The following is a 22,549-nucleotide window of genomic DNA, read 5'->3' on the forward strand; positions in this document are numbered from 1 at the left end:
CGATGTCAGTGGCGGTGTGTACCGTCGGCCCGGTGGCAGCGAACAGGACGCGAGGACCTCGCGTCCTGATGATGTGCGGGCCGGCCGGTGCCGGCAAGAGCACCTACGCCAAGCGCCTGGAGCACGAGGGCTGGACGCGTTTGTCATATGAGGTGGAGTTCTGGCATCGCGGGATCACGACGATGCCCTCCGCCGACGTCGTTGCCGAGGTGGCGGCAGATCTGAAGGCGCGCTTGCTGCGCCTTGTCGCGGCGGGAAACGATGTCGTGCTCGACTTCGGATTCTGGTTCCGGCGACAACGTGACGAGTTCCGCACACTGCTCGCACCGCAGGGCATCGTGCCGGAGACCGTGTACATCGCGACGGATCTCGAGCCCATCCTGGGCCGGCTCGGCGACCGGCACGGGAGGTGGGCGGACGATTGGCCGCTGACCGAGCGGACGGCGACGGAGTACTTCGAGCGGTTCGAACCTCCGACGTCGGAGGAGGGACCGCTCGAAGTGGTTCGCTGGGGCGTGGCCCGCGCGGAATGACGCTCTGCCGCTTCCTCACCCGGTGCACCCCGGACGAAGCGCAGATGTGGGGAAGCTGAGCGCATTCGGGCGAATTCTCATGTCCGTCCTGTCGGCTCCGGGGCGGTTCGGCGGCCGTCGAGCACGACCGGCCGGCCCAGCATGCTGTGCAACGTCCACCCCGCAACCAGACCCAGCGCGAGCATGAGTACCCCACTGATCGTGGCATGCCCGGGGATGTCGGCGAGATCGTGTGGCACCACCGTCAGCACCAGCGTGTACGTCCCTATCGAGAAGAAGGGCGCACCGGCAAACCATACGCACACCGCCGCCGATGTGTTCCCGCGCCGCTGGGCGTAGGCGAGGGACGGCACGACCGCAACAGCCGCCCCGATCAGAGTCGCGTCGGCGACACCCGTGCCACCGAAACCCGACTCGACGAAACCCATGATCTTCGAGGCGATGACACCACAGGCGAGTGTGGCTGCGACGAGCAGTATGCGGCCGTCGCCGGAGGCACGACGGATTCGAGGCACGTAGTGGGCGCGTGCATCGAGTGCGAAGTTCGTGAGCAGCGAGACGCCGAGCACGAAGAAGCCTGCGTAGACCACAGACCACACCCAGGTTTCGAGTACGACGGGTTCCTCCGCCGGCGCGGTCGCGTCGACTCCGAGCGCGAGCTGTACGGGCAGACCGACGACGATGACCGCGAGGAAACCGGATGCGATCCACATCGGCACCAGGATCACCACGTCCGGAACGCGCCGGCGCCACGACGCGATGAACGCGACCGCGAGGAACACGGCGTACGAGTCCATCGCCGCCGTACCCAGATTCATGACCCACATCGTGGTGCCCCACTCCGCCGCGGCAGGACCGAGACCTACATCGAAGCCGCTCAGCCAGGACAGTTTCAGAGCGAGATAGGGCAGGCAGGCCAGGATCGACACGGCTGTCAGGACTCGCTGTATCGGGACGGGTGCGTGCTGTACAGGTGCAGAGATCGTGTTCATGTTCCGACGGTCCCGCTTCCCGGATCGGATCACCTCCCCCGAGAGACGGGTTCGTTCTCCCCCGTGTGGGGGAGGCACCGCGCGCCCTCCATGAGGTTCAATAACCGATGTGTCGGTGACGATCTCCCGTGTCCTGCTCGCCGGCGTGCACGTGCTCATCGGTGCGGCCGCGGCGTCGTCGGTTGCCGCTCTGGGCGTGCTGTTCGGTGCGGCGATCGCAACGAACATCGATCTCGGGCGTTGGGAGATCACCGTGGCAGTGTCGGCGCTCGGTGCGCTCACGATCGTCGTCGTAGGCGCGGTCCTCACCGCGCCGGGCGTGAGATCCCTCGAGGTCACCGCGGCCCGGACTCTCCTCGACGTCACCGTGCCCGATACCCGCGATCCACACGACTGGGCGGCACGCCGGCAAGGTCTGTGGTGGGCGCTGACCAGCATGGCACTCGGTTCCGTTGCACTCATCGCACTGCTGATCGGTCTGCCGAGTGGGGTGGGTCTGTTCTTCCCTGCCGAGCGGGTCGGATCGGCAGGGATTCTCACCGGCATGCCGACACCGGTGCGCGCGGCGATCGGGCTGGGCGCGGTGATCGTTGCCCTGGCAGTGCTCGTCGGCACCGCGATCCTCGAGCGACGACTCGCTCCGATGATGCTCGCACCGACCGCCACCGACCGTCTCGACGAACTTCGCGCAGCGAACACCGAACTCACGTGGCGCACACGCCTCGCCCACGAACTGCACGATTCGATCGGCCACACACTCACGGCCATGACCGTGCAAGCACAGGCAGCCAAAGCCGTTTCGCAGGAACAGAATCGGCATCTCGACGCGATCGAGGAACTCGGCCGTGCAGCTCTCGCACAGCTGGACAACACCATCGGCCGGCTGACCGCACCGAGCGACGATGCACCGGCCCGGGGGCACCCCCTCGAGGAGATACGGTCGATGGCCGATCTTGCCGGTGCCGACCTCGTCGAATCCGGTGATCCGCCGAAGCGACTCGTGGAACCCACCGCGACCGCAGCAGTAGAAGTGGTGCGCGAGGCGTTGACCAATGCACTCCGCCACGGCGACGGCCACATCTGCGTCGAACTGAACCACGGCGACATCCTGGACATCCTCGTGCGGAACGGGATCGCAGATTCCACCGGCTCCCCCGGTCCGGGTGTCGCTTCCCGTCGCCGAGGCATGGGATTGACGACGATGCGCACCCGCGCCGACCACGCGGAGGGCACTCTCACCATCCACGAGGAGGACGGATCGTGGATCGTACGGGCACGATTCCCGCTGGAGGGATCGTGATCAGGGTCGCGGTGGTCGACGACGATCCACTCGTGCTCGACGGTCTCGCGACGATCCTCGGGGCGGTCGACGACCTCGACGTGGTCGCGACCGCCACCGACGGCGTCGGCGCCATCGAACTCACCGAGAAGCGCGACGATATCGACGTGCTGCTGCTCGACGTCCGGATGCCCCGACTGGACGGTCTCGAAGCGGCGCGCCGAATCGTGCGATCGCCCGAAGCACCGGCGGTGGTCATGATGACCACCTTCGACGACGACGCCTATCTCGTCGAGGCGTTACGGCTCGGAGCCTCCGGTTTCGTCCTCAAACGCAGCGGAGCCACGGAATTGGCGAACGCGGTACGTACCGTCGCAGGTGGTCGTTCGGTCCTCTTTCCCGAACGAGTACGCGATCTCATGTCGACGCCGCGCCACCGTGCCCGAAACGGACCGGCGCTCACCCCGACCGAATTACGAGTTCTCGAGGCGCTGGTGCGAGGTGCCGAGAACCGTGAGATCGCCGAAGCGCTCCACGTCACCCGGGAGACGGTGAAGACACACGTGTCGTCGATCCTCGCCAAATTCGGTGCGCGCAACCGCACACACGCGGCAGTCCTGGCGCTCGACGCCGGTCTCGTCGACGGCTCCGGAGTGTAGGGGCAGCGCCCTCGATCGACCGGTCCGAGCTGCGCACGATCGCGAGGAGTGGAGATTCGGCACGCTGCTATACGTTGAAGCGGCTCCTTGGCCCCATCAGACGTTGAAGCGGAACTCCCTCTTGGGAGTTTGCCGGGATTGGTAGATGTGGAGATATGCCGTCTACCTGCGGATATACCTGTTGGCATTGTTGGCGTCCGAGGGGGTCATTCGGTTCTACTGCGGACGCACTGCGGACGAGAAGGGGGGTACGCGGTACGTACCCCCTTCGTCGCTACTGTGCCCGCTTCCGGTACCGGTTCAGTACCGCCAGTTCAGCGAGTGACCAGCCCTGGAAACCTGCTCCCCTGGACTCGTTGAACGGGCCTACCGTCACAGTCTTCGTGACCTGCTCCGGGTTCGCTGCGAGGCGGGCCGCTGCCGTGGCAATCACCGCTTCGAGATCGGGGTGCATCGGCGCGCCTTCCACGTCGAACCCAGATCCTCGGGTGTAGCCGTAGGCCAGTGCCCGCACCGTCAGCGGGATGTCCTCGGGAGTCACGGCGTATCCGTGAGGACGATGACACCCTCGGGATGCAGCAGACCGAGGTCGTAGCGGGTGACCACGCGGATTGCCTGCTCGTCGTATTCGGCGTAGCGCTCCGAGAGGACCGTGACGCTCGGTGCGAGATCGCGTGCTACAGCGATCTGGCTGGTGTCGCACAGGATCGCAGTGCCGGCAGGCAGCTTGTTCGTGACTGTGACGGGGATGCCGAACAGTCGATACGTGGCGTCCTTCGTGACATCGGATTCGAGCAGGTACTTGCCCTGCAGATCCTTCAGCTTGCGGATTGCGATGAAGTCCGCGCCGGAGATGAACCACCGGTTCGGGGTGACCTCGGCTGCGACGGCGAGAGCGATGGCGTCGAGCAGGCTGTCCGCGTCGGTGTTGTCGAGCGTGCCGGTCTGGACTCCGGGCTGGTTGATGATGCCGGTTACCGAGTGGTCGGTGCCGTCACCTGCGAGCAGCGCATCGTCGAGCTTGTTCGCGACGTCGGTGACGAGGCGGGTCTTGAGGACGGAGTCGATGCCGACGACGGCCTGACGGACCAGTTCGTTGCTGAAGCGGATCAGGGTCTTGATGGACTTGCGGTCGGTGGGCATGAGCTGCACTTCACCGAACTGCACATCGGACTCGGGGATCAGTTCGGATTCACCGACCCAGCCGGGGTTTGCGCCGGCGGTGAGCTTCGGGATTCGCAGCGGTTCGCTGGTGTCGAAGATGCGGACACCGGATGCAAGGACGACGGCCTGCGCTTCGAGGGGCTGAACGAGAAGGTTGGCGACCTGCTCACGGAGCAGTGTCGAGTTGTTGGCGGTCGTTTCAACCATGATGGCTCCTACGTGAAGGGTTTCGGTTTCACGCTGGACGCCAGGTCCACAACGTTAGAACGGGCACCAGGCCCGACACCCAATATACCCCCTGGGGGTACCGGATGTCGGGCCTGGGCGTAACGCCGTTAGTAGCGCCGTTATTCAGACGGGGCCGCTGGAGCGGAAGGCTTCGCCTGCCCTGTCACGAGGGCGTAGGCGTTCGCGAGCCGTTCAAGGCTTTGGTGGGTGAGCTTGTCGAGCTCAGCCCCACGCTTGATAGCAGCGAGCAATGCGTCCCGGGTTTCATCTTGAAGCGACATATCTCCCCTACCCCTGCGCCAGTCGGCACAGAATCTCGTAACCGCCCGGTCCAGCACCGAACGGTGAAACCCATTCAACAGGCCGACCTTCGATTTCATAGCGAACGCCACGCACTTCGACGATGTCGTCCTCGGTAACCGTCGTGCCCGAGGGCAGGTACACCGTCAGTTCGATGGTGATGCCGTTTCGGGCAAGCTCCTTGTGTTCCTCGGATGCGCCCGGTGCCACCGCGAGAGCCTGCACCTCGGTGATGACTTCCGTTTCGGGCAATGGGTCCCCGTTGTCGTCCCAGCCGCCACCGCTGACTGAGATCAGTTTGATGGTTTCCCCGATCATGCTCGTCCCCTCAGCAGGCCCAGCAGATCCACACTGCCGGCAGATTGAGTCGCACCCTGCCCGATGTCCCCGGACACCCTGCGAGACCGTAGGTGTGGCTTCTGGGCGAGCAGAGCATCCACCGCAGCCCTCAGAGCCTCGGGGTCTTCGAGGTGCGCCTCGTCGAACGGAAGGTCACTGGGATCCTGCAGTGCCCCGAGCTGCCTCACCAGTTCGGTGTGCAGCCGCTGTGCGAGCTGGTCAGCTTGCTGTGCGCGGGTGCGGTAGTTCGCGTTCTCACGTCGCAGCTCTTCGACGTAGGCACGAGGGAACGTGTCCTGAGTAGTCGTGTCGGTGTCCTCGGTGCCGGCGTCCTGTTCGGCAGCGATCTGGTCGGGCTTCGCGTCGATCACGGTCTCGTCAGCGGTGGCGTTGTCGACCACGATTTCCTGCTCGTCAATGTCGTTCATGGTGTGCTCCTTCAGTCTTCGACGGGACGCTGCGTGCAGCCGCATCCCTTGTGGTGATACATCTCTGCGGTTGCGGGAAGAACGTCCCCAGCGAGGTCGTGACACAGAGGGCACGCACCCGAGTTGAGGACCCGCGTCCAGGACTCCACCCCTTGCTGACGCATACCTTCCCCGTATGCGTCCTGAGCGGCGGCGAGAGTTTCGGCCCGGACATTGACTCGTAGGGCTTCGGCTACATCACCAGGGTCGAGTAGTGCCTCGGTGATGACTTGGCGGGCGAGCGAGCGCGTGACTGTAGCTGCGAGTCCCACTGTGGCGACGGCGGTACCACGCTGCACCGACAAGGTTGTAGCGAGTGCGACATCCGCAAGTGATGCGCCTCGGGCTTCCGCGACCGCAAGAGCCGCGGTTGCCAGCTCCACGAACTCCGCTTCGGTCAACTCCCCTGCCAGAAACCGTTCGTACAGCGCCACAACGGATTCTTCGGTGGATGCCGCCAGTGCTGCGAGCGTGTCGGTGTACGTCATGCGATCAGCTTCCCGAGGTCCACGGCCTGCCCGTCGAGAGCTTCAGCGCGTCGAGCAGATCGGATAGCGGCGATCTCGTCATCGGAGTATCCGAGGCGAGCGAGGGCAGCCGATGCCGGCAGAAGTCCAGCGGTGAAGAGCTTCACCACCGCATCAGCTTCCTGCGCCAGCGAACGGGTCGACGGGTCCGCCCACTGCACTCGCACATCGAACTCGTCGGGATGCCGCTGTGTGTCCACTGCGAGGGCGATACGTCCTGCCTGCTCCCATGCCCTACCGAACACGTGCTGGCGTGCCTCAGCGCGAGCCGTGAGGGATGCTTCCGAGGCACGGAGAGCATCCGCAGATGCGGGCTGTGCGGTGAGAGAACCGATGTAGTGAGCCGGTAGCGCAGACACAGCCATGATCTGCGAGGTGAGGACCCGGACCGCTGCCTCATAGGATGCGAGGTCCGCGCCGGCGAGCTGTCCGAACTTCGATTCCGGTGCCTCAGAAATCAGCATCCGGTCCCCCTCGGGGAACGGATTCTCCACGTGGCCGTGCTCGTCCTCGACCAGTTCGATGCCCGTGGCCCAGCGGCGAGGTCGGGCGTAGTACTCCGAACCCACCAGCATGTCCGCGAGTGTCTTGTTCAGTGCGTCGACTAGCGGGATGAGATCCGCCATTTCCGATGTGCCGTCGTCGAGCAGCCGGTCCGTGTTGCGGAGCTGCACCACCGGGACCACACCGAGGGGGTTGTCGATGGTGTCCTGCAGCTTGTAGGCGGCTGCAGCGGTGGACTCGGAAACGTACCGTTCGATGCGGTCCGGCAGGTACAGGACCGCATACGCCTTGTCCGGCAGTCCTGCCGGGGTGACCGACTCCCACCGCTTCACCGCTGCGACGATCTGGCGAGATCCGGGGTCGGTGAGAGCTGTGACCTGCCGTGCAGACTCGACGGTGATGCGGGCCTTGCCGGTTCGGTCTGCCCACACAATCGCGTATGAACGACCCAGCGCCAACGCTTCCCGATGCGCGACACCGCCCAACTGGTCCATGTCGCTTCTAAGCCACGTTTGCCACAGTTCCGGGGCCGGAGTACCCCCGACCGTGAAGCCGACGACACGGAGCCGCTCAGCGAGCGATGTAACGGCCAGACGCGGAAGATTCGACGACAGTCGACCGAACCTAGTACCCAGCGCGACTTTCGCCTCAGGAGAGAGATACGACAAGGGCTGGTTTCCGGTGTAGTACTGCTCATGCAATGCGATCTGTGCCTGCTTCGAGTCCAGTTCCTGAAGCAGTAGTTGCAGGGTGTCGCTCATTTGAAGCTCCTGACTCGGCGTCGTGCCGACTTGTTGGAATGGAATGCCGCTCGGTCGAGCGCCACGATTGCCGCTACAGCGGCGTCGATCTTGCGGGGACTGCCCCGCTTGTCCTTGTGGATGAGATCCCCGAGAGCGGTGGACTTCGCGACCGCGTTCCCGAGGTGCGTTGCCAGCACCGCATTTCCGTCATGTGACAGTTCGGACTGAGTCACTGCGGCATAGAAACGGTCCGTTGCCGGCGCCATACGATTCGCCGCTGCCGTGTTCCACTGCAGGACCCGACGTTCCCCGTACCGCTTCGCCCACGCTTCGATCTCCGACCGCCACCCCCACGGATCAGCGGCCAGTTCGAGAACGTCGTACCGGTCGAACGCCGCAGCTACCGCGTCGTCGACATCGCTACGAGGTACACGCCAGCGGACATCTCCGGGGTTCTGCCACACCCCCGCCACGAACACGTGAGGATCAGGCCCGACCGTGCATCCCACCAGCGCGGTCGAGTCACCCGAAGCCGAACCATCGAAGCCGAGGACCACCGGTTCCCGGTCCGCGACCACACGACTCGGATTGGCGAGGTCTTCCCACGCACCCCACGGCAGCCACCGGTCTACCTGCCCGACCCACTGTCCCAGCCGGTAGCGGCGGAAGGCAGGCTCACGGGTAGTGCGGAGCTGCGCCCGGACCGCGTCCACCGCAAGGAAATCCCCGAGAGCAGGATTCGCGATCTTCCATGCTTCTTCGTCGTCGAGGGCACACCCTTCTGGGGCTGCGTACTCGACCAGCTTGAACGAAGCATCATTCGGGTTGGCGCGCCCGTGCTCCACCAGCCGCCACATCACCGAATCCGTGGACTCACCCGGCGTCGAAATCGCCAGCAGCATCGACCGCTCACGCTTACCAGCAGCGAGCAGCATCGCGTCGTACACCGCTTCCGTGACCACATGCAGTTCATCGACCACCACAAGGGACGGGTCCCAGCCCTGCAGCGCACCCGGTTCTGCCGGCAGTGGTCGCAGCTCCGAGTCCGTGTGTGGCACATAGATGCGGTCCTGGAATATCTGCACCTGCTCAGCGAGCCGTTCGTCCAGCTCGATCATGCGGCGGCAGGCATTGAAGATGATGCGGGCCTGCCGTTCATCCGATGCCACGACGAGGACCTGTGCACCTTCCTCCTCGTCAGCGAACAACGCATAGAGGGCGATCACCGCAGCCAGACCGGATTTGCCGTTACCGCGAGGCATCGACACCAAGCCCTGACGAGGGCGAGGACCACGGGACGGGTACAGCTCTTTGACGATGTCGAGCTGCCATTTCCGCAGCTTGAAGGGCTTACGGGCACCGTGCCCCTTCGGGACCTTCACGTATTCGAGAGCGAACCGCTGCAGTCTCGTCCAGCCCGGACGACCTAGCTCCGAGAAGTCGAGAGGTTCAGCCGTAATTGCTCGTTTTGGACCAGCCCTCATCGGCCCTCCAAATATGACAAGATCCGGCCATGGAGTTCACAGTGAGGTTCGATGAGACCCGGTTTCCGAACGAGGACTGGAAGTTCAGCGGTAAGGACCAAGTACAAGTCATCGACGGCGGCGTACTGGAGATCAGGAAGGCTGACGGACGCATGCTGGCATACGCTCCCGGCGCCTGGCTGATGCTCAACGTTCAGTCCACCAAGTAGACCGCTCAGCAAGTTCCCTGCAGTAGTCATGCAGCGCCCCTAGGGGCAGTGTGACTGGGACTTTGACTCACCGAGGCGGCTGGCGGTGGCGTCGGCCTGGGGCATCCCCCCTGGGTCGGCGTGACCGGGGCCGAGTGAGGGTCCTCGTGCTGCTCCTCGGTCGGTGTTGCAGCGCCGGCAGACGACGTCGATGTCTCTGAGGCGGATGGGTAGTCCTCGTTGTTTGCGTGCCCATGCTTCGGGGCTGTGGTCTGCGGTGAGGTCTTCTGTGCTTCCGCAGTCGCTGCACCAGTTCTGTCGTGAGCGTGCTCGTTGGGAGAGCTTGCGCCAGGTGTAGTCGTAGCCGATGCGTTGGGGTTGGGGCTTGTTGGGGCGTTGTCGGTTGATGTACTGGGGTCTGCAGTGGTCGCAGTAGGTTCCGTGTGTGGGTTCTCCGCAGTCACGGCAGGGGCTGAGGATGTGGGGCATGGGTTCTCCCGTGTGAGTCGTTCGCTGGTGTCGACGAGGCGGTTGGCGAGGTGGATTGCCTCTTTGGTGCTGAGGCTCCAGTCGTCGTCTCCGAGGCGGAGCATGACGCGCTTCTCGGTGGGGTGGCCGTAGATGCGGAACTCTGCTCGTATTGGTAGACGTCTCATTGGTCTTCCTTTCGTGAGTTGCGCCAGGTGCGTAGGGCTTCGTTCGCGCGGTCGCTTCCCCAGCCCATGCGGTCCTGGACGTCCCGCTTGGATTTGGGAGCGGGGTCTAGGTCGTTGAGTGCGGCAGCATCGGCCTCGGCCCGTTCCGAGTCGCTTCCACTGATGCTGAAGCTCTTTGGTGCCGACTCTCCGTCCTTCGGCGCGCTGATCTCCGCTTCGAGGAGTCCGCCTTCGTATTCCGAGAGCTTGAAGATGCCTGCAAGGGGTTCACGGTCTCCGGTAGGACAGTGCTTCCGTAGGCCACCGTGCCGGTCCTTGTTGACGGTGAGGTACGCGGAGCCGCCCTGCCCCGGCGTGAATGCGTCCTTCACACGCACCCGGATTGAGACCCCACCGATGGCGCGACGTTTCGCTGCGGTGCCGCCCGGACCGAACGCTCTGGAGTCGGCTCCTTTGCTGAGGTGGTCGATGAGGACGACACATGCACCTGACTTAGCGAACGGCTTAAGGACTCTGGAGTGGACCAGTGTGAAGTCGTCTGCGCTGTTGCTGCTGGAGCCGAAGAGCGGAATGAGTTCTCCGAGGGAGTCGACCACGACGATGTGGGGTTGCCATGTCGCCATGTCCATCACGATCGTGAGAACGTGCAACTTGTCCTCAGGCTCGACGTATAGAAATCGACTGCGGTCCCTGAGCGTGTCAGCAGGAACTCCGAGTGCAAGCAGTCGTGCAAGCGTGGCTCCTACCCCGTTGTGGTCCATGTCGAGGATCAGGCCACGTTCACCGTTGATGAGTGCGTCGGCGGTCGCTGCGAGAGCAACCCACGTCTTGCCGCCTTCAGGATCCCCGAAGAGCATGTTGACTTGCTGTTCGTATAGCAGCGCCACACCATCGACGCGCCGGCCGTACTTTGGGGTCGGCGCTGGGGGTAGCCCTCCGGAGAGAATGGCATCGACGTCGCAGTAGTTGCCGTAATCGATTTTCAGATCCTGTTCCGGCTCTGACGTGACCTCCGGGTCTGCTCCGAGAAGTCGCAGTCTCGCAAATTCTTCCTGCCCGAGTAGGTTTTGTAGGTACTGGTCCTTGGTCCTGGACATAGGGTCTCCAGGACCAAGGACCACTGCTTCAGCAGGTTCGGGACAACTCACGCGGCCGCTCCCGGATTTCGTCGGATTGCGCGGCGGTCGATGGCTTTCTGATCGCGTCGACCCTTGTCGTAGCCCTCTTGGTAGGCGTATGTCGCCCAGTCCAAGCCGAGGTCCACTCGGTCTGCCCCTTCGATGTATGCAATGCGTTCTTCGGGGCCTCGTTCGGCAGCCCAGAGTCCTTGTAGGGCTGCGAGTGCGACTGTGGCCCATTTGATGCCGTCGCTGGCGCGGTGCCAGTCGGACGTGCCGATGATCGGGAGCTGCCGGAGGTTGCCATTTCCGTCGTCCCGGACGCGAAGGATGTGCGGGATGACGTATTCGAGGATTACTGCCACCGGGGGCAGCTCTCTGGTGAGTCCAGGGTCGAGTCCGAGAACGAGGTCGAGAAGGTTGTCGGCCTGCTCGATATGCTCATTGGGCATGGTGTGCCCTTTCTGGGATACGGGCCGGGAGTTTCGGGACTCCCGGCCCGCTGCGTCAACTGGGAACGGTGCGGGTTCGTAGGCGCGCATTGATCTCAGGTGAGGTGATGCTTCGGCCTTCTCCGGAGAGCTGCTTCGACGTCTTCTGCGAACAAGTCGCGTGTGCATCGCTTCGCGGGGTTTCGGTACGCGCCGAACAGGATTGCGATGACACCGAGCAGCACGGCAATGACGAGGATCGTTGTCATGCCGCTGCCTCAATAAGCGCGGAAAGCTCTTCGGCGTGGAGTTCACCGGTAGCGATGAGGACGAGAAGGTCGGTGACGGTGATGCCGTCCCAGTTGTTCGTCTTTGCGGCATTGCGGACCTCGGTTGCGGTCACGGTAGAATTGGTCATTGGGATCGGTCTCCTTCTAGTGATTCGGTCCATGCCCTCGGTGCCCTGCCCGGCGCCGGGGGCGAGTTGGTTTTCAGGCAACGCTTTCCTGCTCAGCGATCCATGCAAGGACCACACTCTTTCGCCAGACCCGCCTGCGCGGACCGAGGGTGAAGCTCTTCGGTCCTCGACCGATGTGGACCCAGTAGCGCAACGTGCCCTCGGGGATGCCGGTGTACTCAGACACCTGCTTCGCTTTCCAGAACTCTTCGACCTGAGCGGCCACGTCACCCTGCGAACGAGTCACGATTCCTCCTAAGCGTTTGAAGCTTGGTTTTCAAGCTGAAAGCGACCATACCAACAGCACCGCGCTACGTCTAGCCGTTTCGCTTGGATTCAATGCCCTCCGCGCTTAGAATCCACGCATGACTGAATCGCAGCAGGGTCGAAACGGGCCTTCGTCAGAGGACCGCATGCGACACAAAGAACTCGCTGAGCTGTGGCAACAGATGCGGAAGGTTGAAGCAGATGCAGCGGACACGCTCGATTCACGATCCATGGAAGAGCGCCGACAGCCCTACGAGTGGTGGGAGAAAATGTTCGGCCAGAGGGTCCGTGAATGGCGAAAGGCTCGCAACTGGTCTCAGGAGTACTTAGCGGAAGAACTAAACCTTCACGGCTTCGACATGCACCAGACCACAGTCGCAAAGATCGAACGGGGTACGAGACCCCTCCGCGTATCAGAAGCCGTCGCCATCGCGTCGATATTCAGCGTGCCCGTGTTGAGCGTCTTCTACGGTCCTGGCCCCGAAACCGAATCAGTAACCCAGCAGGCCATGCGTGAACACATGGAACTGCTTGAGAAGCAGGCTCGATCGGCACAAGAACGCCTCGAGGATGCAGCTAAGACTGTTGCCTACTACGAAGTGCAACGACAGTCGATGGCCGACGCGATCAATCGTGCTGCGCTAGAAGCGGATCAGAGCGATGACGAGGCCGAGGCGTAATCGTCGCGCCGGCGTCGAGGACCGCTGGCGCAAAGCGGACGGCACACCTTCGGCGAACAACGGTAAGGGGAAACGCTGGCGCGCCCGCTACGTAGACGAAGCCAGCAAAGAACACGCACGATCATTCACCCGCAAAGTCGACGCACAACAGTGGCTCGACGAGGTGACCGCAGCTCAGGTCACGGGCACCTACATCGACCCGGCGAAGGGCAAAGTCACCTTCGCATCGTTCTACCGCGAGTGGTCGACCCGGCAGGTGTGGGTGCCTGGGACCGAGCGAGCAATGAACCTCGCAGCGAACGGGGTCACCTTCTCAGACGTGGCACTCGTCGACCTGCGTCCGTCGCATGTCGAGAAGTGGGTCCGGTCGATGGTTGATGCGGACCTGCAGCCGTCGACGATCAAGACCCGGTTCAACAACGTGCGCTCTGTCCTGCGAGCTGCAGTGCGTGACCGGATGCTCGCTCACGACCCGTCACAGACTGTGGCACTCCCCCGCGTTCGTCGCACCGAGGCCGCGATGGTCATACCGACACCCAGCCAGGTCGGTGATCTGTTGAGGGAAGCTGAGGACGACTTCCGGGCATTCGTGGGACTGTGCGCGTTCGCTGGTCTACGCCTCGGGGAAGCTGCAGCGCTCCAAGTCGGGGACATCGACTTCCTGCGACGGGAGATCCAGGTTCGCCGGCAGGTACAGAAAGCGAACGGGAACGAGGTCGAGATCCGGGGACCGAAGTACGGGTCCGAGCGGACCATTCCGGCCCCGCAAGGATTGCTCGATCTTCTGTCGGTGCATATCGCACACTGGCGCGCCGGCACCGACCCTCAGCGGTGGATGTTCCCCGGCAGGGGTAAGCATCCGTGGCATCAAAACAGTGTCGGTTACCGCTGGCGCAAGACACGAGAAAGTGCAGGCGTCGGAGATCTACGCCTGCACGATCTACGGCACTTCTACGCGTCAGGGTTGATCGCTGCAGGATGCGACGTGGTGACCGTGCAACGTGCCCTCGGGCACCACTCCGCTGCAGTCACGCTCACGACGTACTCGCACCTATGGCCGGATGCTTCCGACCGGACCCGCAAGGCTGCGGACGGACTCTTCGCGGAAGCTACTGCGGACGCACTGCGGACGGAGAGCGACAAAACCCCTGTTGACCAGGGACTCTAGACGTTGAAGCGGAACTCCACCACGTCGCCGTCGGCCATGACGTAGTCCTTGCCCTCCATGCGGACCTTGCCCTTGGCCTTCGCCTCGGCCATCGAGCCGGCCGCGTCGAGGTCGGCGAACGAGACGATCTCGGCCTTGATGAAGCCGCGCTCGAAGTCGGTGTGGATCACGCCGGCCGCCTTGGGGGCGGTGTCGCCCTTGCGGATGGTCCAGGCGCGCGATTCCTTCGGGCCCGCCGTCAGGTAGGTCTGCAGACCGAGGGTGTGGAAACCGGCCCGCGCGAGCTGCTTCAGACCGGCCTCGGTCTGGCCGATCGATTCGAGCAGCTCCATCGCTTCGTCCTCGTCGAGCTCGAGGAGCTCGGACTCGACCTTGGCGTCGAGGAAGACGGCGTCGGCCGGTGCGACGGCCTTGCGCAGCTCCTCCTTGCGCTCCTCATTGGTGAGGACGGCTTCGTCGGCGTTGAAGACGTACAGGAACGGCTTGGCGGTGAGCAGGTGCAGGTCGCGCAGCAGCTCGCCCTTCACCTCGGCTTGGGCGGAGAAGATGGTGCGGCCGTCCTCGAGGATCGCCTGCGCCTTCTTCGTCTCCTCCAGCTGGGCGACGAGTTCCTTGTTCTTCCGGGACTCCTTCTCGAGCCGCGGCAGCGCCCGCTCGATCGTCTCCAGGTCGGCGAGGATCAGCTCGGTCGCGATGACCTCGATGTCGGCCATCGGGTCGACCTTGCCCTCGACGTGGACCACGTCGGGATCGTCGAACACGCGAACGACCTGGCAGATGGCGTCGGCCTCGCGGATGTTGGCGAGGAACTTGTTGCCCATGCCCTCACCGGCGGAAGCGCCCTTGACGATGCCGGCGATGTCGACGAACGACACCGTGGCCGGAAGGATGCGCTCGGAACCGAAGATCTCGGCGAGCCGGTTCAGCCGCGGATCAGGCAGTTCGACGACGCCGACATTCGGCTCGATGGTGGCGAACGGATAGTTCGCTGCCAGCACATCGTTCTTGGTCAGCGCATTGAACAGCGTCGACTTGCCGACGTTGGGAAGACCGACGATTCCGAGGGTAAGGCTCACGGGATCGATATTCTACGCGGCCGCCTGCCGCTCATTTCACCCGCACGCCACCCGCACCAGTTGCGCGATGCGCGCGGCCTGGTCCTCGTCGGGCACGGTCGATCCGTTGGTCGCGACCTCCTGGACCTTCGCGTTCACTTCCTGGTCGGACGCACCCTCGTCGATGAGCGGACAGGTCTCGGTGACGATGGACTCGATGTCCTGCGTCTCCCGGTCGGCCGACAGCTGCGGATAGCCGGTGCGGAACGCCGCGACGAAGACGTCGAGCTTCGCCTCGTCGAAGATGTCGCCGGCCCGCTCGGCCGCGCTGGACGCGATGCTCTGCACCGACGAGATGGCTCCCTCGGCCTGCTCCTGGACGCTCGTGACGGCGACATCCGCCGACGACCGGACGTCCTCATTGCTGGAACTGTCGTCGGAGCTGCACGCGGTGAGCGCGAAGGCGGCAGCGATCGCCACAGCCGCCGCAGGTACACGCAGGCGTCGGGTCGTGCTCGTTCGGTTCGTCACGTTTCGAGAATGCCACGGCCGGGGACCCTTCAGCGCCGTTTCCGGCGTGTCGTCCGGACCACGCGCGGCGCTCGGTGACCGTAGATTGGCGACTGTCGATCGGTATCGAGCTCGATACATGTCGGAAGGACCGTCGTTGACCGAATCGAAGACCGCGCCCAGCGATAACAGCAGTGAGAAGCTGTCGGCGAAACCCGACCGCGGGAGCCTGCTGGGCACGGGCGGAATCTGGCTCGCCAAGTGGTCGGCCTGCCTGGTCGTCATCGCCGCCGGTGCGGTGGTGATCGGCTGGATCATCGAGAAGATGTGGGTGATCGTGCTGCCGGTCGCCCTGGCGATCGTCGTCTCCACGATCCTGTGGCCGCCCACCCGCTTCATGACCAAACGCGGTGTTCCTCCGGCTGCTGCGGCCGGCCTGACCCTCGTGATGTTCTTCGCGATCGTCGGCGGCATCATCGCCGGCATCGTCCCGTCGGTGGTCTCCCAGATGCCCGACCTGGCCAACAAGGCCACCGAAGGCATCAACACCGTGCAGGAATGGGTGAAGGGGCCCCCGATCAACCTGCGCGACGAGCAACTCGACAACGCCGTCCACGCGGTGGTCGAGCGGGTGCAGGGCAGTGCCGCCACCATCGCGGGCGGTGTCTTCTCCGGTGTGAGCACGGCCGGCTCGCTGCTCGTCACGCTCGCTCTCGTCCTCGTGCTGACGTTCTTCTTCATCAAGGACGGCCCGCGCTTCGTGCCGTGGCTGCACCGCGTGAGCGGCGGCCGCGCCGGACGTCACCTCGAAGCGGTACTCGGCCGCATGTGGGACACGCTGGGCGGATTCATCCGCACGCAGGCCCTGGTGAGCTTCATCGACGCCCTGTTCATCGGTATCGGCCTGGTGATCCTCGGCGTCCCGCTCGCACCCGTGCTGGCGATCCTCACCTTCATCGGCGGATTCATTCCCATCGTCGGTGCGTTCGTCGCCGGTGCGCTGGCGGTGCTGGTCGCACTCGTCGCCAACGGTTTCACGACCGCGATCATCGTGCTGGTCCTCATCATCGCGGTGCAGCAGATCGAAGGGAACGTGCTGCAGCCGGTGCTGCAGTCGCGGTCGATGAACCTGCACGCGGCCGTGGTGCTGCTCGCGGTGACCGCGGGATCGTCACTGTTCGGGATCGTCGGTGCGTTCCTGGCGGTGCCGGTCGCGGCGGTAGCCGCGGTGGTCATCCGCTACATCGGCGAACAGATCGACGAACGCGCCAGTGACGGCGACGACGACGAGACGAAGGCCCTCCCGGCTCCGGGCGACACCTCGGTGCCCGATCCGAAGCCGGCCTCTCCGGCACCGGCCGCCTCCGAGGACTGAGGGGCGGTCAGCTCGCGACGCGAACGGTGGATCCCGAGCGGCCACGGATGACGTGCAGCCTGCTCGGGATCCGCTGCCGCATCTCGTCGACGTGGCTGACCACGCCCACCACGCGGCCTCCCGCGCGTAGTTCGTCGAGCACTCCCATGACGGCTTCGAGGGAGTCGGCGTCGAGTGAGCCGAAGCCTTCGTCGATGAACATCGTGTCGAGCACGAGCCCGCCGGCCTCGGCGGCGACGACGTCGGCGAGGCCGAGGGCAAGGGCGAGGGACGCCTGGAAGGACTCGCCACCCGACAGCGTCTTCGTCGAACGCACGGCGCCGGTGTACTCGTCGTGGATGTCGAGGCCGAGACCGCCGCGACGACCCCGGCTCTCGGCCGCGTCGGAGTGCACGAACTCGTAGCGACCACCGGACATTCTGCGCAGGCGTTCGGAGGCGGCGTCGGCGACCTCCTCGAGTCGCGCCGCGAGCACGTACGAGCGCAGCGACATCTTCTTGGCGTTCGATCCCATCCCGGCGACGACGTCGGCGAGCGCGGAGAGTTCGGCGTGTTCGTCGAGCAGCGGGGCCAGTTCGGCGCAGGCACGCTCGAGCCGGCGGGTGTAGTTCTCGATGTCGAGGTGCCGGCGCTCGGCCTCGGTAGCCACGCTCAGGGCCGCCTCGACCGCGGCGGCGCCATCGTCCACCACCGCACGCGCGGCCGTCACGTCGGCGACCTCGTCGCCGGTGAGGGCCGCGATCGCCGGGTCGTTCAGCGTGGAGGTGGCCACCGCACGTTCGTCGTCGGCGGCGCGCAGGACGCGGTCGATCTCGGCGAGTCGCTCGGGCGTCCGGACGGCCGCGCGGGCGCTGTCGAGGTCGGTGAAGCCCGCCTCGGCGGCTGCGGTGCGGGCGTCGGCGGCGCGTTCGTCGGCGGCCGTGCGGGCCTGGAGTGCGGCGGTGCGGGCGTCGAGCAGCGCGGTGGCCGCGGCGGACAGTGCCGCGACCGTCTTCCGTCGCGGGGCGAGCAGGTCGAGGTCGCCGACGGCTTCGACGATGCGTTCGCGGATCTCCGTGATCTCGGCCGCGCGGACCGCGTCCTCGCGGGCGAGCTCGGACAGTTCGGCGTCGAGCCGCTTCTCCTGTTCGGCCAGCACCGTGTCGAGCTTGCGCAGATCCTCGACCGCCGCGCGCAGATGGTCGAGCCGACCGGCGACGGTGGCGGCCTCGTCGTGGGCGCGGACCGCCTCGGCGTGGGCGGTGGTGAGCTCGGCGAGTTCGGCGTCGCCGCAACGCTGCCGGAGGACGGCGACGATTCCGGAGAGTTCGGTGACGGCCTCGCGTGCTTCGCTCAGCGTGGTGGCGGCGCGTTGCTCGGCGGCGTGGGCGCGTTCTTCGTCGGCCTTCGTCGCGGTGTCGGGAGCCGGGCGCGCCGGCTCGGGATGCTCGGTGGAACCGCAGACCACACACGGTTCGCCGTCGGTGAGACGCGCCGCGAGTTCGGCGGCCATTCCGTCGATCCGACGCTGCCGGACGTCGAGGTGCGCGTCGCGCGCGTCGTTGAATTCGGAGTGCAGTTGCAGCACCCGGGTTTCGAGCCGTTCGAGTTCGGTTCGGCGCGAAGCGAGTTCGGTGGCGGCGTCGAGCGCATCGGCGGCGCGGTCGCGCGCGGTGGACAGGCCCGGGAGCGTCGCCGCTGCGCGTTCGGCCTCGGCGACCGCATCGGCCGCGGCGGTCGACCGCTCGGGCAACGCGGCGCGTTCGTCGACCACCTGCTGACGCTCGTCGGTGAGGGCACGGCGGCGCCCGGCGACCTTCTCGCGTTCGCCCTCGAGTTCGGTGAGACGACGTCGGCGATCGAGCAGCACGTCGAGACGCGCTGCCTCCGAGGACCATTCCTCGCATCGAGGACGGATGATGCCGCGATCGGCGGCGGACGGCGTCGGCCCGATGGCGTCGAGGAGTTCGCGTCCTTCGTCGTCGTTGCGGAGCGGCGCGGCGGCCGTCTCGGCGCGGGCTGCGGCGACCTCGGCCTCGCGCGCGAGGCGGGCGGCTTCCCGATCGACGACGGCGACGCTCACCGCGCGATGCGCAGCGTCGCGTTCGGCCGTCACGGCGACGCGCTGCGCCTGCGTCTGCTCGAGGTCGGCGAGGACGTTCAGGGCGTCGCGGCGGCGGCGGAGCCGGTCGGCGAGAGCGACGGTCTCGTCGAGCCTGCGACGGTTGGCTTCGTCGACGGCGCGGACGCGCGACAGGGCCGCGGCGGCGTCGTCGCGGTTCTCGGCGGCCTCGGCGAGCAGGCGGCCTGCCCACTCCACCGGATCGGCATCGGCGCCCGCCTCTATCCCGGCGGACGCAGCCACCTTCGCCGCGAGTACTTCGACCTTCTTCTGTTGCTCGGCAAGCAGTTTCGTTCCGGCACCGCGGCGGTCGCGGAACCACTGCTCGACGTCGCCGAAACGGGTGGTGTCGAACAGACGCTCGAGCAGCCTGCCGCGCTCTTCGCTGTTCGCGCGCAGGAACCGGGCGAAGTCGCCCTGGGGAAGGAGCACCACCTGGAAGAACTGTTCGGCGCTCATCCCGAGCAGCGACTTGACGACGTCGCCGATCTCCTGGGCGCGCGACAGGTTCTCCCCCGACCCGTCGAGCCAGGTGAGATTCGCCTTGGCATTCTGTTTGATCGTGCCGGTGCCGCGCTTCTTCGGGCGTTCGAACTCGGGGCTGCGTTCGATGGACAGGCGGCGACCGGCGATGGTGGCCTCGAGCCGGACCGTCGGCACCGCACCCACCCGCGCGTGGTCGGACAGCAACCGGCGCCCCTCGGAGCGCGCACCGGGGACGGTGCCGTAGAGCGCGAACGCGACCGCGTCGAGGATCGACGTCTTGCCCGCGCCCGTCTGGCCGTGCAGCAGGAACAGCCCGTCGGCGCCGAGTTCGTCGAAGTCGATCTCGACGGTCTCGGCGAACGGACCGAAGGCCGTGATCTCGAGGTGGTGCAGTCTCATGCCGGCACGTCCGTCCGCCACTGCGTGTCGGTCTCGTCGCCGATACCTCGACGGCGGTCGACCTCCCTCAGCGCTTCGTCGATCCAGCCGCGCTCGCGCTCGGACGGCTCGGAACGCACGTCGGTGAGGAACGACGCGGCGACGTCGCGATCGCTGCGCCCGCGCACCTTGTCGCGATAACTGCCCTCCGTGGACCCGGCCGGTCGCTGCCATTCGACGTGCACGGCGTACGGGAACCGCTCCTGCAGGCGACGCATGGCGTCGAGCGGGCGGATCGCGTCGGTCAGCACCGCGGAGACGTAGTGCTCCTCGACGGCGGCATGCGCCGGGTCGGCGAGCAGATCGTCGAGTTCGCCTTCGAGACGGGTCAATTCGCGGATCACCGGAAGATCGACGCGCTCGACGGACGCCGCACCCGAGGCGTCGAGATCGACGACGAACACCGCCTTGCGGTGCGAGCGCTCACCGAAGGAGTACGGCAACGGCGATCCCGAATACCGGACCGTCTCGCTCACCGTCTGCGGGGAGTGCAGGTGCCCCAGTGCGACGTAGTCGGCACCGTCGAACGACGACGCGGCCACCGTCTCGACCCCGCCGACGGAGATGGACCGCTCGGAGTCGCTGGGCTCGCCACCGACGACGAAGGCGTGGGCCAGGACGACGGTGCGGCCCTCGCGACCCGCAACACCGGCGCGCACGCGCTCCATCGCCGCGTCGAGGATCTGCTGGTGCGAACGGGCCTCGGGCACGCCGAGCTCGGCGCGGGTGATCTCGGGTTCGAGATACGGGATGCCGTAGAAGCAGACCGGGCCGTGCGCGTCGTGCAGGACGACGGGGCTGTCGATCTGCGACACGCGGGTGATCAGGTGCAGACCACCGTGCGCGGCGAAGGCAGCACCGGCACCGAGACGGACCGGCGAGTCGTGGTTGCCGGAGGTGGCGACGATGACCGCCCCTGCCTCACGGATGGCCTCGAGGCCGGCATTGCACACGGCCACCGCATCGGAACTCGGGATCGACCGGTCGTACACGTCGCCCGGCACGACCACCACGTCGATCCCGCGTTCGGCCACCAGATCGGCGATGGCCCGCAGCGCACGCGCCTGGTCGGCGAGCAGGTCGACACCGTGGAAGGTGCGGCCGATGTGCCAGTCGGAGGTGTGCAGGATCCGCATGGGACAGACGGTAGAGGAGAGGACCGACATCCCCGGATGTCGGGTGGATGTCGCATCGATGAGGCATCATCCGCCACATGACAGCACTCACGGCACTCGGCCTGCTCGTCGCGCTCGGTCTCGGAGTGGTGCTCGGCTGGCTGCTGCGGGCCTCCCGCGACGGCGAACGCGCAGCCCGTGCCGAGGCGCAGCTGGCAGCCCTGCGCGACAACGAGGAGCAGCTGCGTCAGTCGCTGGCCGCGGTGAGCGAGGACGCCGCCCGCCGGCAGTCCGGCGCCATCGGCGACCAGGTGTCGCGACTCGTCGGCCCGTTGAACGAGGCCGTGGGAGCGCTGGCTCGGCAGGTCGAGCACGTCGAACGCAACCGCGTGCACGCCTACGCCGGGCTGAGCGAGCAGGTCGAGGGCATGCACCGCGCGTCGCAGCTGCTGTCCACTCGCACCCAGCAGTTGGTCACCGCGCTGCGTGCGCCGCAGATCCGCGGACGATGGGGCGAGATCCAGCTCGAACGTGTCGTCGAGCTCGCCGGGATGGTCCGGCACTGCGACTTCGACACCCAGGTGAGCAAGGACGGGGTACGCCCCGACCTGCTCGTCTACCTCGCCGGCGGCAAACAGATCGTCGTCGACGCGAAGGTGCCCTTCGCCGCCTATCTGGATGCCGCCGAGGCCGAGGAGCCCGACGAGCGCGACCGGCACCTCACGCGCCACGCACGGCAACTGCGCACTCACATCGACCAGCTGTCGGCCAAGGCCTACTGGGAGTCGTTCGATCCGACGCCCGAGTTCGTCGTGCTGTTCGTCCCCGGTGATCCGTTCCTCGATGCCGCGCTCGGCGCCGATCCCGATCTGCTCGAGCACGCCTTCGCCCGGAACGTCATCCTCGCCACACCGACCACGCTCGTCGCGCTGCTGCGCACGATCGCGCACACCTGGCGGCAGGAGGCGCTCTCCCGCGACGCCGCGACCATCCACCGATTGGGCCGTGAGCTGTACCAACGGCTCGGTGTGGTCGGTTCCCACCTCGATCGGCTCGGCAACCAGCTCGGCAAGGCCGTCGATTCGTTCAACATGACGGTCTCGTCGATGGACACCCGCGTGGGCGTGACTGCCCGCAAGCTCCACGACCTGGAAATATTCGACGGTGAGGTGCCCGAGGTGCAGCGTGTCGACGCCTGGCCGCGGCGCAGCACTCTGGCAGAAAGAGCAGTAGCGGACGGTCCTGTCGACGAAGCGAGCTGACATCGCCACGCTAATGTCTACGT

24 protein-coding genes are annotated in these 22,549 nt (G+C 65.9%); 8 read left to right on the plus strand and 16 right to left on the minus strand.

From position 1 onward, the window contains the following. Positions 1-32: 32 nt before the first annotated feature. Complete coding sequence (locus tag ACPCXD_RS16700; RefSeq protein WP_337200222.1) at positions 33-533, plus strand: P-loop nucleotide/nucleoside kinase family protein; 501 nt, start codon at positions 33-35, stop codon at positions 531-533. A gap of 77 nt (positions 534-610) precedes the next feature. Here the strand turns inward: ACPCXD_RS16700 and ACPCXD_RS16705 are convergent, their stop codons facing one another. Next, positions 611-1,462, minus strand: coding sequence for a hypothetical protein (locus tag ACPCXD_RS16705; protein WP_160874937.1), 852 nt, complete (start codon positions 1,460-1,462; stop codon positions 611-613). A 178-nt stretch (positions 1,463-1,640) separates the two neighbouring features. Between ACPCXD_RS16705 and ACPCXD_RS16710 the strand changes: the two genes are divergently transcribed. Continuing rightward, the gene (locus ACPCXD_RS16710) at positions 1,641-2,825 is read left to right on the plus strand and encodes a histidine kinase (RefSeq protein WP_160874939.1); all 1,185 of its coding nucleotides are present in this window, start codon (positions 1,641-1,643) and stop codon (positions 2,823-2,825) included. Beyond that, on the plus strand, positions 2,822-3,463 hold the full coding sequence (locus ACPCXD_RS16715; protein ID WP_129977289.1) for a response regulator transcription factor: 642 nt from the start codon (positions 2,822-2,824) through the stop codon (positions 3,461-3,463). Before ACPCXD_RS16710 ends, ACPCXD_RS16715 begins: the two co-directional genes overlap by 4 nt. 274 nt (positions 3,464-3,737) lie before the next feature. On the opposite strand, the gene ACPCXD_RS16720 is transcribed toward ACPCXD_RS16715, so the two are convergent. From ACPCXD_RS16720 to ACPCXD_RS16750, 7 genes are all read right to left on the minus strand, one after another. Continuing rightward, complete coding sequence (locus tag ACPCXD_RS16720; protein ID WP_254583929.1) at positions 3,738-4,004, minus strand: hypothetical protein; 267 nt, start codon at positions 4,002-4,004, stop codon at positions 3,738-3,740. Further along, entirely contained in the window at positions 4,001-4,834 is an 834-nt protein-coding gene (locus tag ACPCXD_RS16725; protein ID WP_254583928.1) for a phage major capsid protein, read from the minus strand. Before ACPCXD_RS16725 ends, ACPCXD_RS16720 begins: the two co-directional genes overlap by 4 nt. 309 nt (positions 4,835-5,143) lie before the next feature. Beyond that, positions 5,144-5,473 carry a hypothetical protein gene (locus tag ACPCXD_RS16730; RefSeq protein ID WP_423660372.1) on the minus strand — a complete coding sequence of 110 codons (330 nt, stop codon included), beginning with the start codon at positions 5,471-5,473 and terminating at the stop codon, positions 5,144-5,146. Continuing rightward, on the minus strand, positions 5,470-5,922 hold the full coding sequence (locus ACPCXD_RS16735; protein WP_423660374.1) for a hypothetical protein: 453 nt from the start codon (positions 5,920-5,922) through the stop codon (positions 5,470-5,472). Before ACPCXD_RS16735 ends, ACPCXD_RS16730 begins: the two co-directional genes overlap by 4 nt. 11 nt (positions 5,923-5,933) lie before the next feature. After that, the gene (locus tag ACPCXD_RS16740; protein ID WP_423660376.1) at positions 5,934-6,449 is read right to left on the minus strand and encodes a hypothetical protein; all 516 of its coding nucleotides are present in this window, start codon (positions 6,447-6,449) and stop codon (positions 5,934-5,936) included. Then, a complete protein-coding gene (locus tag ACPCXD_RS16745) occupies positions 6,446-7,753 on the minus strand; it encodes a phage portal protein (RefSeq protein ID WP_423660378.1) in 1,308 nt (435 codons plus the stop codon). The genes ACPCXD_RS16740 and ACPCXD_RS16745 overlap by 4 nt, the downstream gene beginning before the upstream one ends. Continuing rightward, complete coding sequence (locus ACPCXD_RS16750; RefSeq protein ID WP_423660380.1) at positions 7,750-9,117, minus strand: terminase TerL endonuclease subunit; 1,368 nt, start codon at positions 9,115-9,117, stop codon at positions 7,750-7,752. The genes ACPCXD_RS16745 and ACPCXD_RS16750 overlap by 4 nt, the downstream gene beginning before the upstream one ends. Positions 9,118-9,248: 131 nt before the next feature. On the opposite strand from ACPCXD_RS16750, the gene ACPCXD_RS16755 reads away from it, so the two are divergent. Next, on the plus strand, positions 9,249-9,428 hold the full coding sequence (locus tag ACPCXD_RS16755) for a hypothetical protein (protein ID WP_423660382.1): 180 nt from the start codon (positions 9,249-9,251) through the stop codon (positions 9,426-9,428). Positions 9,429-10,059: 631 nt separating this feature from the next. Here ACPCXD_RS16755 and ACPCXD_RS16760 read toward each other — a convergent pair. The 4 genes from ACPCXD_RS16760 to ACPCXD_RS16775 all read right to left on the minus strand — a co-directional run bounded on the left by ACPCXD_RS16760 (position 10,060) and on the right by ACPCXD_RS16775 (position 12,316). Next, positions 10,060-11,160, minus strand: coding sequence for an AAA family ATPase (locus ACPCXD_RS16760; RefSeq protein ID WP_423660384.1), 1,101 nt, complete (start codon positions 11,158-11,160; stop codon positions 10,060-10,062). Between the two features lie 47 nt (positions 11,161-11,207). After that, complete coding sequence (locus ACPCXD_RS16765) at positions 11,208-11,633, minus strand: hypothetical protein (RefSeq protein ID WP_423660386.1); 426 nt, start codon at positions 11,631-11,633, stop codon at positions 11,208-11,210. Between the two features lie 244 nt (positions 11,634-11,877). After that, positions 11,878-12,030 carry a hypothetical protein gene (locus tag ACPCXD_RS16770; protein WP_423660388.1) on the minus strand — a complete coding sequence of 51 codons (153 nt, stop codon included), beginning with the start codon at positions 12,028-12,030 and terminating at the stop codon, positions 11,878-11,880. 73 nt (positions 12,031-12,103) lie between these two features. Continuing rightward, positions 12,104-12,316: a helix-turn-helix transcriptional regulator gene (locus ACPCXD_RS16775; protein WP_423660390.1), complete on the minus strand. Its 213-nt coding sequence runs from the start codon at positions 12,314-12,316 to the stop codon at positions 12,104-12,106. A gap of 118 nt (positions 12,317-12,434) precedes the next feature. On the opposite strand from ACPCXD_RS16775, the gene ACPCXD_RS16780 reads away from it, so the two are divergent. Together ACPCXD_RS16780 and ACPCXD_RS16785 are read left to right on the plus strand one after the other, a co-directional pair. Continuing rightward, positions 12,435-13,016, plus strand: a complete 582-nt coding sequence (locus tag ACPCXD_RS16780; protein ID WP_423660392.1) for a helix-turn-helix transcriptional regulator — start codon at positions 12,435-12,437, stop codon at positions 13,014-13,016. Further along, positions 12,997-14,184 carry a tyrosine-type recombinase/integrase gene (locus tag ACPCXD_RS16785; protein ID WP_423660394.1) on the plus strand — a complete coding sequence of 396 codons (1,188 nt, stop codon included), beginning with the start codon at positions 12,997-12,999 and terminating at the stop codon, positions 14,182-14,184. Before ACPCXD_RS16780 ends, ACPCXD_RS16785 begins: the two co-directional genes overlap by 20 nt. On the opposite strand, the gene ychF is transcribed toward ACPCXD_RS16785, so the two are convergent. Together ychF and ACPCXD_RS16795 are read right to left on the minus strand one after the other, a co-directional pair. Further along, positions 14,181-15,260, minus strand: a complete 1,080-nt coding sequence (gene ychF, locus ACPCXD_RS16790; RefSeq protein ID WP_016693933.1) for a redox-regulated ATPase YchF — start codon at positions 15,258-15,260, stop codon at positions 14,181-14,183. The two genes, ACPCXD_RS16785 and ychF, sit on opposite strands and share 4 nt — an antisense overlap. Positions 15,261-15,296: 36 nt before the next feature. Further along, positions 15,297-15,770: a hypothetical protein gene (locus ACPCXD_RS16795; protein WP_232622179.1), complete on the minus strand. Its 474-nt coding sequence runs from the start codon at positions 15,768-15,770 to the stop codon at positions 15,297-15,299. 136 nt (positions 15,771-15,906) lie between these two features. On the opposite strand from ACPCXD_RS16795, the gene ACPCXD_RS16800 reads away from it, so the two are divergent. Further along, positions 15,907-17,124, plus strand: coding sequence for an AI-2E family transporter (locus tag ACPCXD_RS16800; protein ID WP_423660397.1), 1,218 nt, complete (start codon positions 15,907-15,909; stop codon positions 17,122-17,124). A gap of 7 nt (positions 17,125-17,131) precedes the next feature. Here ACPCXD_RS16800 and ACPCXD_RS16805 read toward each other — a convergent pair whose 3' ends face one another. Together ACPCXD_RS16805 and ACPCXD_RS16810 are read right to left on the minus strand one after the other, a co-directional pair. Next, positions 17,132-20,110 (minus strand): AAA family ATPase, encoded by a 2,979-nt coding sequence (locus tag ACPCXD_RS16805; RefSeq protein ID WP_160874943.1) that lies wholly within the window; start codon positions 20,108-20,110, stop codon positions 17,132-17,134. After that, positions 20,107-21,285: an exonuclease SbcCD subunit D C-terminal domain-containing protein gene (locus tag ACPCXD_RS16810; protein ID WP_160874945.1), complete on the minus strand. Its 1,179-nt coding sequence runs from the start codon at positions 21,283-21,285 to the stop codon at positions 20,107-20,109. Before ACPCXD_RS16810 ends, ACPCXD_RS16805 begins: the two co-directional genes overlap by 4 nt. Positions 21,286-21,362: 77 nt before the next feature. Here ACPCXD_RS16810 and ACPCXD_RS16815 point away from each other — a divergent pair, with 77 nt between their 5' ends. Next, positions 21,363-22,526, plus strand: a complete 1,164-nt coding sequence (locus ACPCXD_RS16815) for a DNA recombination protein RmuC (RefSeq protein ID WP_016693938.1) — start codon at positions 21,363-21,365, stop codon at positions 22,524-22,526. Positions 22,527-22,549: the final 23 nt, after the last annotated feature.

The organism is Rhodococcus sp. AB351 (genome assembly GCF_049538275.1).
In the GTDB taxonomy this organism is placed as follows: Bacteria; Actinomycetota; Actinomycetes; order Mycobacteriales; family Mycobacteriaceae; genus Rhodococcus.